This window comes from Gorillibacterium sp. CAU 1737 (assembly GCF_039888655.1).
Taxonomy (GTDB): Bacteria; Bacillota; Bacilli; order Paenibacillales; family NBRC-103111; genus Gorillibacterium.
Genome location: NZ_JBDQQO010000007.1, coordinates 233,157 through 249,703, shown reverse-complemented (window position 1 = coordinate 249,703; position 16,547 = coordinate 233,157). Strand labels below are relative to the sequence as shown.

Here is a 16,547-nt window from a genome sequence, read left to right as displayed (position 1 = left end):
CCAGTGTCGACAGAAGCGAATGCCTACAAAAGGTGTACCCTAAAATCCTATTATTCTGATTGGAGGAGTGTATTTTTATGCAAAAAAAATTGGCAACCCTTCTTGCAGGCATTCTCGCATTCGGTTCCCTCGCCTCGGTGGGAACAGCGGCTGAGCTTGAGAACAACGGCGCTCCAAGCGACCTGTTCTCCGCCTCTTCGATCCTTACCCTCACAGGCGATACCTTCACCGCGCCCGCAGGGATCAGCTCGGAGGGATTGGTTTGGGCTTACCTGGACAGCATCAAGGACAAATTCAATCTGACGGCCAAAGACGACATTCGCAGTTATTTCCGAATTACGGCTCAAGAAACAAACTCGGAAACGGGCACCACTCACTATCGGCTGAGCCAAACGATTTCGGGCATTCCCGTTTATGGAGCCGATCAAACGCTGCATGTGGATAAAAACGGCACGGTAACCGCTCTGATCGGAAGCGTAATTCCGGACGCCGTTCAGAAGATTTCCCTGAACTCGGCTGCTGCCGCCCTCCTGTCTGACAAGGATGCCATCCTGGCCGCTGAGAAGGATGCGGCTGCCGTATATGGTCCTTTGGGAGAAGCAGAAGTCACGCCGAAAGCCGATCTGTTCTACTTCCTCGTGGACGGCCAACCCAAGCTGGCCTACAAGACCGAAGTAAACGTTCTGGAGCCGGAGGCTCTGCGGATTCGCTACTTCATCTCAGCTGAGGATGGAAGCGTGCTGTTCAAGTATAACATCCTCCAGCATGCAACCGGAACAGGCACCGGGGTACTCGGTGACACGAAGACGTTCCAAACCACTCTGTCGGGCTCAACCTATCAACTGTATGACAGCACACGCGGCAAGGGGATCTACACTTACACCGCCAAGAACAAAACGTCGTTGCCGGGCACTCTCTTGACGAGTACGAACAATGTCTGGACCGATCGGGCGGGTGTGGATGCCCATACGTACGCCGAGCGAGTCTATGACTATTATCTCTCGCAATTCGGACGAAACAGCATTGACGGAAAAGGGCTACTCATTCGCTCGACGGTCCACTACTCCTCTTCCTACAACAATGCGTTCTGGAACGGAACGCAAATGGTCTACGGGGACGGGGACGGCTCGACCTTCATCCCGCTTTCCGGCGATCTGGATGTCGTCGGCCATGAGATTACGCACGGGGTAACCGAATACACGTCCAACCTGGAATACTACGGGCAACCCGGAGCGTTAAACGAATCGTTCTCGGATATCATCGGCAACTCGATCGAAAATGACGGCTGGCTGATTGGGGATGACATCTACACCCCGAACATTGCGGGAGATGCTCTGCGTTCCTTGGCCAACCCGACCCTGTACGGTCAACCGGATCACTATTCCAATCGCTATACGGGTAGCAGTGATAACGGAGGCGTTCATACGAACAGCGGTATCAACAACAAAGCCTTCTACCTGGTCGCTCAAGGCGGAACCTTCAAGGGTGTTACCGTCACGGGAATCGGTCGGGCGGCCGCCGTCAAAATCTACTACAACGCGCTGGTGAACTACCTGAGCACCTCATCCAACTTCTCCGCAGCTCGCGCTGCTGTGATCCAGTCCGCAACCGAGCTGTACGGAGCAAGCTCGGCTCAAGTCACCGCCGTGAAGAATGCTTATACGGCTGTAGGCGTCAACTAAGAAGGAATCGGGGGCAACCATCTAGCAAGTCAAGAAAGAGCTGATGTCGGGATCAACCGGCATCAGCTCTTTTTTCGCTCAGGGGGATCTACTCGTTATTTGGCGAGTTCGGCCTCTACCGCTTCGGATAGTCGCTCCAGGGTCGTCTTCGTTTCCCCTGCCTTGGCGGGCGCCATGTGAATGTCATTCACAAAAAATTGCGGGGTTCCGTTCACGCCGAGGCTGCCGGCTGTTTTAAAGTCCAGTTTGACGTCGAGCAGGTAAGAATCGTCCTGGAAGGCCTCTGCGAATTTGTCATAATCAATGCCGGTGATGTTGGTCTTTACGAAATCTGTCAAGAATTCACGCGTGGCCCAAATCGTCGCTTCGTCTCCTTGCTTTTCGTACAGCTTCTCTACGTATTGCCAGAAAGCGTCATTGCTTTGCTGATAGATCGCTTCACCGGCACCGGCCGCCAGAATCGAGTCACGGTCAATAAACGGGTAGTTCATAAAGAAAAATTGCACTTTTCCCGTGTCGATATACTTTTCCTTAAACACCTTCATATCGCCGAGCGTCCAATTGCGGCAGGCCGGGCATTTAAAATCCGCCACCTCGACGACCTTAATCTTGGCATCCGGGCTGCCGAGTGACGGCTGCTTGTCATACTGAATGCCCTTCGAGACATCGATGTCCCCACGGATTTGCGTCCAGTTAGGCATGTCCTGCAGCAAGGTATCCTGCGCTTCCTTATCCTGCTTATCCATGTAGCGGTTCATAAAGACCAGTGCGCCAAGGAGAACAACCAATCCTCCGAGAAAAAGCGGGATGAACCATTTTCCATTTGCGCTGCTGCGCGTTTGCTTCCGGGCCACCCGGTCACTCCCCTTCCAATTCCTTACCATGTGATCATACCATGATTGAAACAAGCCGCCAAGCGAAATCAAGAGGTTGGATAATTCAGAAAACCCATTCTCTTTTCGTTTCAAATCCGCTAGAATGGGGTAATCATAGGGTTTGATTTAGGAGGTACCGTTCATGGCTATGCATTCTGCTCCGCATCTGCTCGAGACGGATTCCGAGCTGTTTGCCGCTGCTCTCCTGGAATGGAAGGTTCTTGTCCTTCAACGACGCAACCAGGTCACCCTCGTCTATCCAGGGAAGGTGGAGCGATTCGATCCGCAATCCGTACGCGTAAACGGGGTAACCTATTCTCGCCAGGATTGCGAATTTCATAGGATGGAAACGGCTTTTTCCTAACATGCTGCTATTCAGAGAGTCAAGACCGTCCTCGGACGGTCTTTTTTTCGTTATGGGACAGACAACCCGGGCAAAAGATCCGCATACCTTGAGAGAGCAGAACCGCCGCGGGCGCGAATCCGGTGGTTTACAGCTGTTTGCAGCTATCTCGCTTCGAGGAAAGGAAGGAAGCTCATGTGCGGTATCACAGGATGGGTGGACTGGCAGCGTGATTTAACGGGGGTTCCCGAGGTGATTGTTGCCATGACGGAGACACTGGCCCCGCGGGGACCGGATGCGGACGGGATATGGCTCAGCCCTCGCTGTGCATTCGGCCATCGGCGCTTAAGCGTCATGGACCCCGAAAACGGCGCACAGCCAATGATTCGGGCGAAAGGCGAGCGAGATGTAATCGTCGTCTACAATGGAGAACTATACAATGCACCGGAGCTCAAGAAAGAGCTGGAGGCGAGAGGCCATCGCTTCCGAACCACTTGCGATACCGAAGTGCTGCTCCTCTCGTTCGTGGAATGGGGAAAAGCCTGCGTAGATCGCCTCAATGGCATCTTTGCCTTTGCCATCTGGGATGAGACGGAGGAGGAGCTGTTCCTGGTCCGGGATCGACTCGGGGTGAAGCCGCTCTTCTATGCGGACCGGGGAGACTCGTTCCTGTTCGGCTCAGAGCCGAAGGCGATCCTCGCCCACCCGGATTTCCCGGCGGAGGTGGACCGAGAGGGACTGGCGGAGGTATTCGCCATCGGCCCCGCTCGTACTCCCGGCCATGGGGTATATCGGGGAATGAAAGAACTCAAGCCGGGGCACTGCATGACGGTCAACCGCAACGGTGTTCGGCTGTCTGCCTATTGGAAGCTGGAAAGTCGCCCGCATGAAGACGATGTCGAGGCCACTGCCGCACGAATCGGCGAGCTGCTAAAGGATACTTTGGAGCGGCAGCTGCTCTCCGACGTGCCCGTCTGCACCCTGTTGTCCGGCGGGCTCGACTCAAGCGCCCTTACCTCGCTCGCCGTCCGCTACTATGCAAGCACCGGGCAAGGGATTGTTCCGACCTTCTCGGTGGACTACGTGGACAATGACAAGCACTTTCAAGCCAGCGCATTCCAGCCGAACCCGGATGCTCCGTGGATCAAGAGGATCAGCGGGCATCTGGGCACGGCTCATCATAACGTAGAGTTCGACACTCCCGAGTTGATTGAGGCGCTCAAAGCAGCGGTGCTCGCGCGCGATCTGCCGGGAATGGCGGATGTAGACGCTTCCCTCCTGCTGTTCTGTCACGAGATCAAGAAGCATGCCACCGTGGCCGTATCCGGGGAAGCAGCGGACGAGATCTTTGGAGGCTACCCGTGGTTTCACCGGGAAGAGGCACTGAATGCCGGAACCTTCCCTTGGTCGCTGCAGATGGACACACGCGTAGCCGTGCTAAGCCCGGAGCTAGCTGTTGATCTCAATCCGCGTGAGTATGTGCTGAACCGCTATCGGCAGGCCATCGACGAAGTCCCCAGACTCTTCGGGGAGAACGAGCGGCAGACGCGGATGCGGGAGATGTCTTACCTGAACATAACGCGGTTTATGCCCACGCTGCTGGACCGCAAGGACCGAATGAGCATGGCGGCAGGGCTGGAAGTGCGCGTCCCGTATTGCGACCATCGCCTTGTCGATTACGTGTTCAATATCCCCTGGGAGATTAAGACCGCAGGCGATCGCGAAAAGGGCATCCTGCGCAAAGCCCTCACCGGTGTTCTGCCAGACGATGTCCTGTACCGCAAGAAGAGTCCCTACCCGAAGACGCACAACCCGTCATACACCGCAGCCGTGAAAGCTTGGGTGCTCGAAATACTGGACGATTCCACCTCCCCGCTTCTTGCCCTCATCGACGGTAAGCATGTCCGTTCGCTTGCTGAGGCTGATCATACCGCAATCAACATTCCCTGGTTTGGCCAATTGATGAGCGGCCCCCAACTCTTCGCTTACCTCGGCCAGTTGGATACGTGGCTCCGCACTTATAAGGTTCGGATTGTCTAGCGCCATTCGATGCTTGCCTATCAAAATAGCCGTATGGGATAACCAAAAGAGGCTGTTCTCCCCGAGTAGGGAAGACACAGCCTCTTCTTTTGTTATACCGGATGAGCCTGAGGTGCAACTGTCTCATCCATTCTCTGCCGCCAGCTTCTCCCTTAGAGTGCCGAGCGCATGGCCGCGATGGCTGACCTTGTTCTTGTCGGCCATCGTCATCTCGGCGAGCGTCTTGCCGAACTCCGGCAGGTAGAACAGCGGATCGTAGCCGAAGCCGCCTTCCCCCCGCCGTTCGGACAGGATGTAGCCGCGGCATGTCCCCTCGGCATGCAGCCAAGATCCATCGGCCGGATTGTACAGGACTAGCACGGAAACGAACCGCGCCGCGCTGTAGACGAAGACCGCTTCCTCGCTTGCGGCTCCCGCTGCAAGCCGCTCTGGCGTCCCCTGCCGGGCTAACTCTCGGAGCAGCTTGTCATTGTTCGCTGCATCATCGGTCGGTTCTCCTGCGTAGCGAGCCGAATAGACCCCGGGGGCACCGGCAAGCGCGTCCACTTCCAGACCGGAGTCGTCCGCCAGCACCGGAACCTGCAATCGTTCCGCTGTCTCCTTCGCCTTCTTGAGTGCATTGCCGAGGAAGGTGTCCTGGTCCTCAACCACGTCGATCGCCTCGGCATAATCCAGCAGACTGCGCACGGTAAATCCAAGCTCGCCGAACATGGCGGCGAATTCGCCGATCTTGCCCTTGTTGCGCGTCGCCACCACGATCACTCGGTTGCTGGAATCACCGGCTCGTTCCTCGTTTCCTTCCCCGAACCCCATGCTGTCGCTCCTCATCGGCCCGTTCCGACAGCTGATGCGAGAGGTCCGAGCGCTTCCTTTTGCAGCTTGATTACCGAATGAATGCCTTCCTCGGCAAGCCTCAGCAGCTCATTCAGCTCATCGCGGCTAAACGGAGCCTCTTCACCGGTGCCCTGCACCTCTACAAATTTGCCTGCCCCCGTCATGACGACATTCATGTCGACCTTGGCTTTGGAATCTTCCTCGTAGTTCAGGTCGAGCAAGGGAACGTTGCCCACGATGCCCACGCTGACGGATGCGAGAAAATCCGTCACAGGAAAGACGGCAAATGGCTTGGTTACATGCAATTTATGAATAGCCTGGACCATGGCCACGAAGGCTCCGGTTATGGAGGTTGTTCGTGTGCCGCCGTCGGCTTGAATGACGTCGCAATCGAGGGTGATCGTCCGCTCGCCCAGCTTCTCCAGGTCCACCACCGAGCGAAGCGCCCGGCCGATCAGCCGTTGAATCTCCATGGTGCGGCCGCCCAGCTTGCCCTTAGCCGCCTCCCGCTGATTGCGGGTTTGGGTCGCGCGGGGAAGCATGGAGTACTCCGCCGTCACCCAGCCCTTTCCTTGTCCCTTCATGAAGGGGGGAACCCGTTCCTCCACTGTCGCTGTGCAGATCACCTTCGTGTCGCCCACCTCGATGAGCACCGAGCCCTCCGCGTGCTTGTTCACGTTCGGAGTCAGGGTAATCGGGCGTACTTGGTCGTGCTGTCTTCCATCATGTCTCATGCTAGATCCTCCATCTTCACTGGCGCGCCGTATTGGTCCATGCCGCGCTCCACTCGCTATTTTACCAAAGCAAGGGAGGAAAAGCACCCCCGTCCGGGAACTCGCGCTTCTCCTCCCTGATCCTACTCTAGCCTGCTCAACTCTTATACGGATTAATCGCCTCCGGACGATCAACCGGTTCGCTGTACGCCTTGTTGTCCGCAGCGTTAACCGCTGGCTTTCCATTTACGGAGAGCTGCACCTGCTTCGCCTTCGTGTTCTCGGTCAGCGACAGCACCACCGCCTGAATGGCCTCCGGCGACGCCTTTTGATCCCGATCGAGGAAGGCGCTGCCCAGATCCGCTTGAATCAAGCTCTCGTCCTCGGCTTCGTTCACCCCGAGCACCTTGGTCTCAGCGGAGAGTGCCGTCAGGAGTCCGCTTGCGGCATCCGGTCCTTTCACCAGCTCCGTGAGCGTCGCCTTGGCGATATCATTCGTCCGGCTGATCAGCCGCGTCACCGGGACGTAATAAGCGAATTGACCATCGGTGCGATTCGTGAAGTAGAGCACCACCGCATTCGAATGGCCGGGATTTACCCCTGGTGCGATCTCCAGGTTGATGCCCATGCTCCGGTCAAGCGGCTGGTCGAGCGGGGTGGCCTGCTCCGGCATCTCCGGCATGGGCTGTCCCTCCACGAGCAGCTTCACACGCGAGATCTCGGGAAAGCCCGTCAAGGTCCAGGTTAGCGCTTCGAGAAGCTTGCGCTCATCCGGCGCGTTGTAATGGGTAAAAGCAGCCGAGAGGTTCACTGTGGCGGTTTTGTCCTTGTCAACCGAAAGGCTCAGGACCTGCGTTCCCTTCGGAAGCAGGTTGCGGAAGCCGGTCGGCAGGAGCTTGGTGCCGGGTCCGCCGTCCACCAGGGCTTCAAGTGCAGCAAGCGGACGGTTGCTCTCCTCTGCCAAAGGGACACTAAGGGGGACCACATAGCCTGCGGCATCCCTCACAAACAGTTCAGCGCTCGCTCCCGCAAGGGCAGAAGTCTGAGCGGAAGCTTGTCCCGCCTGGGCAGGAGGCTCCGTCTGATTCATCATCACCGCGGCTTCGTTCGGCGGCGGATCAATGGCTTGGGATTCCTGGGATCGGAGCGAGCAGCCGCTCGCAATGAGACCGATCGCCAAGGCAGCGGACAAGACACGGGCGGGGTTGGCGACATTCATGACAGGGTTCCTCCTTTGAATTCGGCGGTGGGCTTGACCCGTTGATTTTCGGGGACCCCCCAAAGGAATCGGCATCCGCTTCGTCAGCGTTCGCTTCCCTTTGTGGGGGCTCTCTGGTTCTCTTCTATGTATACGAGCCCCTGCGCATTTTATAACCGCAATTGGCTCACAATGAGGAGAGAACTCATGCCGGGCCTATCGACAAGGAGGAGCAATCTGTGGCGATCAAGTACAACCTGAACAGCAGCAAGGTCGAAGCAGCCGCCCGCGGCTGGCTTAAGGAACGAGGAGTCGAGCTTCCTGAAATCTCGACTCTCGTCTACAACGCGCAAAAGGAATACTACCCTCAGTTGACCGTGGAGGAGTGCGAAGCGGCCGTGAACCGGGTGCTGTCCAAGCGAGAGGTGCACAACGCCCTTCTGGTTGGCATTCAATTGGATCGACTGGCGGAGAAGGGTGCACTCGACTCCCCCCTGCAGGAGCTGGTCGAAAACGATGAGAAGCTGTTCGGCTGCGACGAGGTGCTGGCGCTGTCCATCGTCAACGTGTACGGCAGCATCGGCTTCACCAACTACGGCTACCTGGACAAGACGAAGCCCGGCATTCTCGAACGGTTGAATGATCGGCATGATGTGGCCTGCCACACGTTCCTCGACGACCTGGTCGGGGCCATTGCGGCTTCCGCATGCAGCTATATCGCTCATCGCCAGCAGGCTCACGCCGAGCAGCAGGAGCGCGGAGAGCAGCCGACGCCTGTGGGAGCCGTCCCTGCGGATTGACCCGATGGAGCCCCTTCGAAGCTACGACAACGACAAAAAAGCCCGGTGGACTTCCGGGCTTTTGCTGCAGATGCGTGCCGCACTCAAGTGGATCATCTGCGGGTGCGCTGGTAGTAGAACCGTCCTTCCCGTTCTTGCCGGCTGACGCGGCCTTCCGCTTCCAGGAGGATGAGATGCGCAACCGTCTCCGAGACGGCAAAGCGCATCGTATGAACGGTAAGCTCGCGCCCGAAGATGGCCTCGCTAAGCGCGTAGGCCGACATCGGATCATCGAGCCGTTCCTCCATCCGGCTGAGCCGTTCGCGGTGATGCTCCTCCAGCTCCTTGCAGCGTTCTGCGAGGGTCGCGAACGGGTCGCGATGACCGGGAAGCACCAAGCGCGCGGGAAGGCTCGCCACCTCCTTCAAGCTTCGCAAGTAGGAGGCCAGCGGGTTGGGGTCTGTCCCGGGCAGGTAGCTGACGTTAGGCGAGATGCGCGGCAGCACATGATCCCCAGCGAGCAGCAACTCCTCCTCAGCCTGATGGAAGATGAGATGCCCCAGGGCATGGCCCGGAGTGGCGTAGAGGCTCCACATCCGCCCGCCCATCACGAGCGTGTCGTCCGTGCGAAGCCCGGTGATCACCGGCTGTGGAGAAACCTGGGACACGAAGCTGTCCAGATGCTCACGCAGCGCGGGCAGCATCTCCGCTTCCAGCCCATGCTGCTCGAAGAAGCGGAGTGTCTCCTCCGTGAGCGGTGTCCCCTCTCCCCAGAGGCGTTCCGCCTGTGCTTGCCCTTCGGGAGAAAGGCGTACAGGAGCTCCGCTTCGCTCTTGAAACCAGCCGGCGAGCCCGTAGTGATCGGGATGATGATGCGTGAGCACGACTTGGATGAGGTCACCCATGCGCAGCCCAAGCTCCTCCAGCACCTGCTCCCAGAGGGAGACGGATTCCGGGGTGTGAAGCCCCGGATCGATCAACGTCCAACGGCGGCCGTCCGGTTCGGGCAGCACATAGGCATTTACCCAGCGCAGAGGAAACGGCAGGGGGACACGAACCCGAATGATTCCTTCCGCAGGGTGGTCATAGAGCGCTCTTGCTGCCGCCATGTCAGGCGCCCTCCCGGGTCCCGACGAGGATCAGCCGCTTCGACTCTTCCTCGGAATACGCTCCGCTCTCGTAGTCGCCGTAAACCTGGTCCAAGACGAGGCCCGTCCCGGCAAGCAGCCGTTTGAAGTCATCCAGTTCATACAGACGAACGCGCTCCAGGTAGTGACGATCAGGCTTGCCGGACTCGACCAGCACAATTCGCTTGAAGACGAAGCCGTTCTCGATGGAGCGGCTTTCGCGAATCGTCACCGCCCCATCCTGCCGTTCCGAAGACGGAACGAGATGGTGCTCCACGTAGCGAGCGTTCATGAAATCCAGCAAAAAGCGTCCGCCCGGACGAAGCAGCCGTCCGATCTCAGCCAGCACCGCCCCGTTCTCCTCATCCGTCTCGAAATACCCAAATGAGGTAAACAGGTTGACTACGGCATCATAAGGTCCGGTGAGCGGAACGCGGCGCATGTCGCCCTTCACCCATTCCACTTGCTTATGGTCATCAAGCCTTCTAGCCTCGGCAAGCAGGACATCCGACAGGTCCATGCCCGTCATTCGGTAACCTTCCTCTGCCAGAGCCAGCGAGTGGCGGCCCATGCCGCAGCACAGATCGAACACTTCCGCTCCTGGCGCCAGATCGAGCCACCCGGCCATCTGCTTGGCTTCCGCCTGAGCTCCTTGCATGTCGCGATGCTTGTAGACGAGCAGGTAGTCCTGCCCGAAGCTTTTTTCATACCATGCTTCCGTCATCCTTCATATCCTCCCCATATCCTGACAACTAACGCCGCTTTCCTCTTGTCCCTATTGTACGTTCGTCCCTCGCAGAGCGCAAACCGTCCGCCTGATTCTGACCCTTGTGGTTGCGGGTAAAGAATGAGCACGATCCCATCCACACATTTGTCCGAGGAGATGATTTCCCTATGCATTTGGAAGCCTTTTATCACGGCACGAAGAACAACTGGGCTTATGCCTACGATCCGCGCACCATTCACCTGAGGTTTCGGACGAAGCGGGATGACGTGGATCAGGTATACGCCATTACCGGGGACAAGTACGCCTGGGACAAGACGGTGTCCACCAAGCCGATGGAAAAAACAGCATCCGACGCCCTCTTCGACTATTGGGAAGGGCGCTTTCGCCCCACTTACAGACGGATGAACTACGGGTTCAAGATCACCGCTGGAAACGAGACCGTCTGGGTCATCGAAACGGGGATCACCCATCATGAGCCTACTCCCCCCGGAGGGTACTACGAGTATTCCTACATTCATGAGATCGACGTCTTTACTCCTCCTGCCTGGGCCAAGGACGCCATCTTCTATCAGATCTTCCCGGACCGCTTCTGCAACGGAGATCCGTCGAACGATCCCGAGCATGTTCAGCCGTGGGGAACCGCACCCGACTTCGGGAACCATATGGGGGGCGACCTGCAGGGTGTGCTCGACAAGTTGGATTACCTGTGCGATCTCGGCATCAACGCCATCTACTTCACCCCTCTCTTCGAAGCACCCTCCAATCACAAATATGATACCGTCGATTATAAGAAGATCGACCCGCAATTCGGCGATACGGAGCTTTTGAAAAAGCTGGTGGACGAGTGCCACAAACGAGGCATTCGGGTCGTGCTGGACGCGGTATTCAACCATTGCAGTGAAAACTTCTTCGCCTTCCGCGATGTTCGGGAAAAAGGAAAGGACTCCAAGTACGCGGACTGGTTCCACGTTCGGGAGTTCCCGATCGCCGTCAAGGACGGCATCCCGTCCTATGACACCTTCGGCTTCTATGGCAACATGCCCAAATTCAACACGGCGAACCTGGAGGTCAAGGAATACTTGCTCGATGTCGCCCGCTTCTGGATCGAGGAGGTCAAGCTGGACGGCTGGCGTCTGGACGTCGCCAACGAGATCGACCATCACTTCTGGCGCACCTTCCGCCGCGTGGTCAAGGAAGCCAATCCGGAAGCCTACATCATCGGAGAAGTGTGGAACGACTCGATCATCTGGCTGCTTGGCGACCAATTTGATTCGGTGATGAACTACCCCTTTTCCAACCGGGTGCTGGAATTCTTCGTATCGGGTCAAGTAGACGGGTTCACCTTCGCCAACAACATGGGCTGCCTGCTCATGCGCTATCCGCAGCAGGCGAATGAGGTCATCTTCAACCTGCTGTGCAGCCATGACACGGCAAGGGCGCTCACTATCTGCAACGAGGATAAGCGCAAGCTGAAGCTCGCCATCGTGTTTCTTATGACGTACATAGGTACGCCTTGTATCTTCTATGGGGATGAGGTCGGTCTCAAGGGCGGCAACGATCCGGCCTGCCGCGCTTGCATGGAATGGGACCCCAAGAAGCAGGACAACGAGCTGTACGACTTCTACAAGCTCATGATCAACCTGCGCAAGAAGAACGACGTGCTTCGGGACGGCCGTTTCCGCTTCCTGAAGGCAGATCCCAATGACATGAGGATTATCTATGAACGCATCGATGAGGACAGCCACTTCCTCATCTGGATGAACAACACAATCGGTCCCACCACCATGGAACATCCGATTGAAACCGATGATTGGGTGGATGCTCTCTCAGGAGAGCCGGTGAAGCCGAACCAAGGCAAGCTGTCCATCCCGCTTGACCCGCTGGGCTTCCGAATCCTTCGCAGGAGCTTGGCGAACGACAAGCGTTGAGTTTGTCGCAGTGATCTATGTGTCACGCTTACGCAGTGAATGCTTCAAAAGAAAGCAGTCCGCTTCCTATCGGAAGACGGACTGCTTGTTGATGTTCCATTTGCTAGTATGATCTCCAAAGCTAGATCGAGTTCAAAGCCTGGTGGTTTCCCCCTTACTCTGCACTGCGGCGAAGAGACTTCAGATCGCCCACAATGATTTTGCCCGCATCCCCGAAGACGTAGATCTTGCCTTGGTATTCCGCTGCATAAAGCCATCTCTCATTCGTTAGCACTGCTTGCTTCGTCCAGTGCTCGGCATCATCGGAAAGGAAGATGGAGCCTTCACTTCCGACCGCCACAAACATATTGTCGATAAAGGATATCCCATACTGAGCGGCGCCTTCTCCGCGATATCCATATCCGTCGATGAACTCAGACCGCGTCCACTTCTTTCCGTCCGTCGAGGAGAGAGCAACCGAATAGTCCACGTTGATATAGAGGCTGGAGGTGGAGATGACGAATTTTCCGTTCCCCCATACCACATCAAGATTAGTTCCGTCATGCACGGCTTTAACCTGGGTCCATTTTACTCCGTCGTCTGAGGTGAGGATAAGCCCCCTGGCTCCGACTGCAACGAACGTTTTACCGTTCGTTTCGATGGAATTGATCGCCTTCGTTACCCCTGTTTTAAGCACGGTCCACTTTTTACGATCCTTGGAGGTCATGATCAAGCCCCCCGACCCGGTTACGTAATAGGTACCATTGCTCGTGAGCAGCACCTTCGATAAATTGGATTTGGTCGGAGAGACCAGCGTGGTCCAGTTCAATCCGTCTGATGACGTCATCATCTTGCCCAAATCCCCGACAGCGAAGAAGTCCTTCCCCGTCCAAATGACATTGTTAAGGGGGAACGTCTTTTTCACAATGGAAGATGACCATTTCCCGGAAGCATTCAGTTGAACCGATCCCTGATTGCTGGCATTCACGAAGCCAAGCGTATCGCGGTACCCTCCCACTAGAACCAGCTTCCCGTTTCCGACCGCACTGTCCGACAGGGTGCTGGGCATCTGGAAGGGGTATTTCAACGTTTGCTTCCAGGCCTTTCCGTCTGTAGAAGCTTGAGTGCCCATCGAAGTCACCGTGACATACTGTTTGCCGTTATGCAGGGTAACGTACGGGAACTGTTCGGGTGAATTCAGAAATCCAGCCGAGCTCCAGGCTTTTCCGTCCTTGGAGGTCCAGTTGATCTGCTTCGTTTCATCGGTAGCATAATTGATGTATACAAAGCCGTAAGCGTAGAAGCGGTCCTTCGCCCAATAGATGTCGGTCCAGAACGTATCACTGCGGACAAAGGTCCATTTTATCCCATCCTTCGAGGTCATGATGGTTACGTCCCCTACGGCTACGAATTGTCCGCCGCCAAAGGCCATTGACCACATTTCCTCATAATTGGGCTGGTTGGTCTTCACCTTTTTCCAGGTGATGCCGTCCTTGGATACCGCGACGACCCCTCCCTCGAAGGCTTGAGCCACGAACGTGCCATTTCCCCAGGCAACCGCCTTCAGGTCCATGTCTACATTCGATTTGCGCTTGGTCCAGGTCAATCCGTCTTCGGAGCTGACGATGATGCCTTCGGACATATTCCCGCCGGTCATGACATACCGCTTCCCGTTCCAAACGGCGCTTCGAAGGGAGCGAGCCGGAATATCCTTCGCATTTTTCGTCCAGTTGACTCCGTCCTTGGAGGTCCACACGCTGGTGGAACGCCCTTCGTCCCGGAAGCCCATGAACGTGTTCTTCCCCCAGATGATCGTGATGAACGAATCGTTGCTTCCCGTGAAAGTCTGCTTCCAATTGAGACCGTCCTTCGAAGTCTTCACATACCCGCCGGTGACCGGCATGACGTAGATGCCGTTTCCATAGGCAACTGTATGGCTGTAGCCCTGATACAGCTGCTCCAGGGAGGACCAGTCCATTCGGAGAGCGTGCTGGTTAACCGGATTCGTCATGTCCTCCTTTTGCTTGGAGGTTATCTCTGAGACGTCAATCCCCCGTTTGCGCAGGGTTTCGAGAACCGCTTTCGTTTCCTTGGCGTTTAAATCCAGGAAGTTGTTGCTCGCCGCGACCCTCTCCAGCTGCGGAAGATCCGCGATAGGCGACAGGTCTCGAATTTCGTTGTCCTCCAGGTTGACATCTTTCAGCGACGTAAGGGAACGCAAGGGCTCTATGCTTTGGATGAGGTTCCCCCTGGCTGCCAGAATTTCGAGCTTGCTTAGGCTGGCGAGCGGAGACAGATCCTTGATCTTGCTGCCGTACATGTTCAGCTTCTTGAGCTCCGTCAGCGAGGACAGCGGGGACAAATCCTTGATCTCGCTTCCTCCGAGGTGCAGCGTCTCCAGCTTGGTCAATCCGCTGAGAGGAGCAATCGTCTTGTAGGGATTGCCGTACAGCTCCAGCCCCTTCAATTCAGGAAACGAAGCCAGCGGGGACAAATCCGAAACCTGGTTCAGGTGGAGCGAAAGGCTCTCCAGCTTCACGAGCCCTCGCAGCGGGGTGATATCCTTCACTTGATTATCATAGAGATCAAGCCGCTTTAGTTTCGTTAGCCCAGCCAGCGGAGCCACATTCGTTATCTTATTGTTCCGCAGGTAGAGAGAGCTTAGTTTCTTCATACCGGAAAGGGGGGTCAAATCCGAAACCTCGCCATTGTTCATATCGAAGGACTGAAGATTCACCGCTCCCTCCAGCCCCTTCAGCGACTTTACCTTGTGGTCGGTGGTGGGAATTACCAGATAGTCCAACTCGCGAAGATCGGCCTCGGTAATCGGACCATCCTCTATTGCGAGATTAAGGCGTACCGACTGCTCCACGAGGGAATCTCCGAAGGTTACCCCTTCTGCGTAAACCCGGCTTGAAGGCAGGAGCTGCCCCAGCATAGCGGCAATAATCAGAATGGATAAATATCGTGTAATCGACAAAAAAGGACGACGGCGCATAATCTTCTCCTTGAGTTCGTAGTATTATCAATACTAGCAAAATATGGGGTAAGCGGAAAGTTTAAAAGTTTGTCGAATTCATGGCAAGAAAGGACCTTCGACCCGGTTTTGGCGAGTCGCTTCCGACTCTGCACGGGTGGAAAGTCCTTTTCTCGAATCGTCGACTAGGTTCGATAACCCTTATTGGATCATAATGCTTACAAAGGGGTCGGTTCTGCTACCATCGGATCGAAATCGAGCCGAACGAGCTGACCCGCGTGAGTAAGCCCGCTGCCGAAGCCGTAGAGAAGCGCCACATCGCCGTTCTTCACCCGGCCGTCGCGGATGCCCAGATCCAGTGCAAGCGGGATGCTGGCAGCGGAAGTATTGCCGTACTCAACAAGGCTGTACAGCGACCGCTCGAACGGGTGGTTCAGCTTCTCGCAGATCGGTTCAATCATGCGCAGATTCGCGCTGTGCGGGATGAACCAATCCACCTGCTCCATTTCGATCCCAGCGCGGTTCAGCAGCTCCTGAACGCCCTGAGGAACGGTGCGAAGCGCCCAGCGGAATACCTCACGGCCGTTTTGAACAATGCGGCCGCTGTCCGTAAGCTCCACCCCGTTCACGCTCGCCGTCAAGCCGGTACGATAAACCTGATGGGCTCCGCTTCCGTCGCTTCCGAGGTGATGACCGAGGAACTGATCGGTTTCCGAAGCCTCCACAAGGACAGCTCCCGCCCCATCACCAAACAGGATGCAGGTACTGCGGTCGGTATAGTCCGTGATCTTTGACAGGGATTCCGCGCCGACGACGAGCACCTTGCGGTGAAGGCCGGATGCGATGAGGGAATGCGCCAGATGCAAGCCGTAAACGAAGCCCGCGCAGGCCGCCGAGAGGTCCATCGCCCCTGCCGCCGTTGAAATGCCCAGCCGGTTCTGCAGGATAGAAGCGGTGGACGGGAAGGGAAAGTCCGGCGTGCTGGTGGCGACGAGCACAAAATCGACATCGTCCACCTTTATCCCAAAGCGGCGCATGAGATCCTCTACAGCCGCGATGCACAAATCGCTCGTGTACTCATCCGTGCGGGTGATCCGCCGCTCGCGAATGCCGGTTCGCTGCAAGATCCACTCATCGTTTGTTTCCACCATCTTTTCCAGGTCGTGATTGGTCAGCCGCTTCGCCGGGACATAGGTTCCGATTGCCGTGATCCTCGCTCCTTGTGTCATCGCCGCCACTCCTTTTTAGGATTAGGTATTAGTACCAGGTACTAATTATGGTTTCAGTATACCTTCTATTCTGTCCAAAAGCAAAGGAGGCCGATAGACAACCTCAAAAAACCATG

13 protein-coding genes are annotated in these 16,547 nt (G+C 56.5%); 5 read left to right on the top strand and 8 right to left on the bottom strand.

From position 1 onward, the window contains the following. Positions 1 to 77: 77 nt before the first annotated feature. A complete protein-coding gene (locus AAFN83_RS16255; protein ID WP_347771191.1) occupies positions 78 to 1,682 on the top strand; it encodes a M4 family metallopeptidase in 1,605 nt (534 codons plus the stop codon). A gap of 95 nt (positions 1,683 to 1,777) precedes the next feature. On the opposite strand, the gene AAFN83_RS16250 is transcribed toward AAFN83_RS16255, so the two are convergent. Continuing rightward, entirely contained in the window at positions 1,778 to 2,536 is a 759-nt protein-coding gene (locus AAFN83_RS16250; RefSeq protein ID WP_347771189.1) for a DsbA family protein, read from the bottom strand. 163 nt (positions 2,537 to 2,699) lie between these two features. Here AAFN83_RS16250 and AAFN83_RS16245 point away from each other — a divergent pair, with 163 nt between their 5' ends. Both AAFN83_RS16245 and asnB read left to right on the top strand, forming a co-directional pair. Beyond that, positions 2,700 to 2,921: a hypothetical protein gene (locus AAFN83_RS16245; RefSeq protein WP_347771187.1), complete on the top strand. Its 222-nt coding sequence runs from the start codon at positions 2,700 to 2,702 to the stop codon at positions 2,919 to 2,921. A 174-nt stretch (positions 2,922 to 3,095) separates the two neighbouring features. Then, entirely contained in the window at positions 3,096 to 4,940 is a 1,845-nt protein-coding gene (gene asnB / locus AAFN83_RS16240; RefSeq protein ID WP_347771185.1) for an asparagine synthase (glutamine-hydrolyzing), read from the top strand. 123 nt (positions 4,941 to 5,063) lie between these two features. On the opposite strand, the gene rdgB is transcribed toward asnB, so the two are convergent. The 3 genes from rdgB to AAFN83_RS16225 all read right to left on the bottom strand — a co-directional run bounded on the left by rdgB (position 5,064) and on the right by AAFN83_RS16225 (position 7,706). Continuing rightward, a complete protein-coding gene (gene rdgB / locus AAFN83_RS16235) occupies positions 5,064 to 5,753 on the bottom strand; it encodes an RdgB/HAM1 family non-canonical purine NTP pyrophosphatase (RefSeq protein WP_347771183.1) in 690 nt (229 codons plus the stop codon). Between the two features lie 11 nt (positions 5,754 to 5,764). Continuing rightward, complete coding sequence (gene rph / locus AAFN83_RS16230) at positions 5,765 to 6,508, bottom strand: ribonuclease PH (RefSeq protein WP_347771181.1); 744 nt, start codon at positions 6,506 to 6,508, stop codon at positions 5,765 to 5,767. A 136-nt stretch (positions 6,509 to 6,644) separates the two neighbouring features. Next, the gene (locus tag AAFN83_RS16225; RefSeq protein WP_347771179.1) at positions 6,645 to 7,706 is read right to left on the bottom strand and encodes a GerMN domain-containing protein; all 1,062 of its coding nucleotides are present in this window, start codon (positions 7,704 to 7,706) and stop codon (positions 6,645 to 6,647) included. A gap of 197 nt (positions 7,707 to 7,903) precedes the next feature. On the opposite strand from AAFN83_RS16225, the gene AAFN83_RS16220 reads away from it, so the two are divergent. Then, entirely contained in the window at positions 7,904 to 8,485 is a 582-nt protein-coding gene (locus AAFN83_RS16220; RefSeq protein ID WP_347771255.1) for a phosphatidylglycerophosphatase A family protein, read from the top strand. A 92-nt stretch (positions 8,486 to 8,577) separates the two neighbouring features. On the opposite strand, the gene AAFN83_RS16215 is transcribed toward AAFN83_RS16220, so the two are convergent. Then, positions 8,578 to 9,573 (bottom strand): MBL fold metallo-hydrolase, encoded by a 996-nt coding sequence (locus AAFN83_RS16215; protein ID WP_347771177.1) that lies wholly within the window; start codon positions 9,571 to 9,573, stop codon positions 8,578 to 8,580. 1 nt (position 9,574) lies between these two features. Continuing rightward, positions 9,575 to 10,315 carry an SAM-dependent methyltransferase gene (locus AAFN83_RS16210; protein WP_347771175.1) on the bottom strand — a complete coding sequence of 247 codons (741 nt, stop codon included), beginning with the start codon at positions 10,313 to 10,315 and terminating at the stop codon, positions 9,575 to 9,577. A 170-nt stretch (positions 10,316 to 10,485) separates the two neighbouring features. Here AAFN83_RS16210 and AAFN83_RS16205 point away from each other — a divergent pair, with 170 nt between their 5' ends. Further along, positions 10,486 to 12,246 carry an alpha-glycosidase gene (locus tag AAFN83_RS16205; RefSeq protein ID WP_347771173.1) on the top strand — a complete coding sequence of 587 codons (1,761 nt, stop codon included), beginning with the start codon at positions 10,486 to 10,488 and terminating at the stop codon, positions 12,244 to 12,246. A 154-nt stretch (positions 12,247 to 12,400) separates the two neighbouring features. Here the strand turns inward: AAFN83_RS16205 and AAFN83_RS16200 are convergent, their stop codons facing one another. Together AAFN83_RS16200 and AAFN83_RS16195 are read right to left on the bottom strand one after the other, a co-directional pair. Continuing rightward, entirely contained in the window at positions 12,401 to 15,223 is a 2,823-nt protein-coding gene (locus tag AAFN83_RS16200; protein ID WP_347771171.1) for a leucine-rich repeat domain-containing protein, read from the bottom strand. A 197-nt stretch (positions 15,224 to 15,420) separates the two neighbouring features. Next, positions 15,421 to 16,431: a ketoacyl-ACP synthase III gene (locus AAFN83_RS16195; protein ID WP_347771169.1), complete on the bottom strand. Its 1,011-nt coding sequence runs from the start codon at positions 16,429 to 16,431 to the stop codon at positions 15,421 to 15,423. Positions 16,432 to 16,547 lie beyond the last annotated feature (116 nt).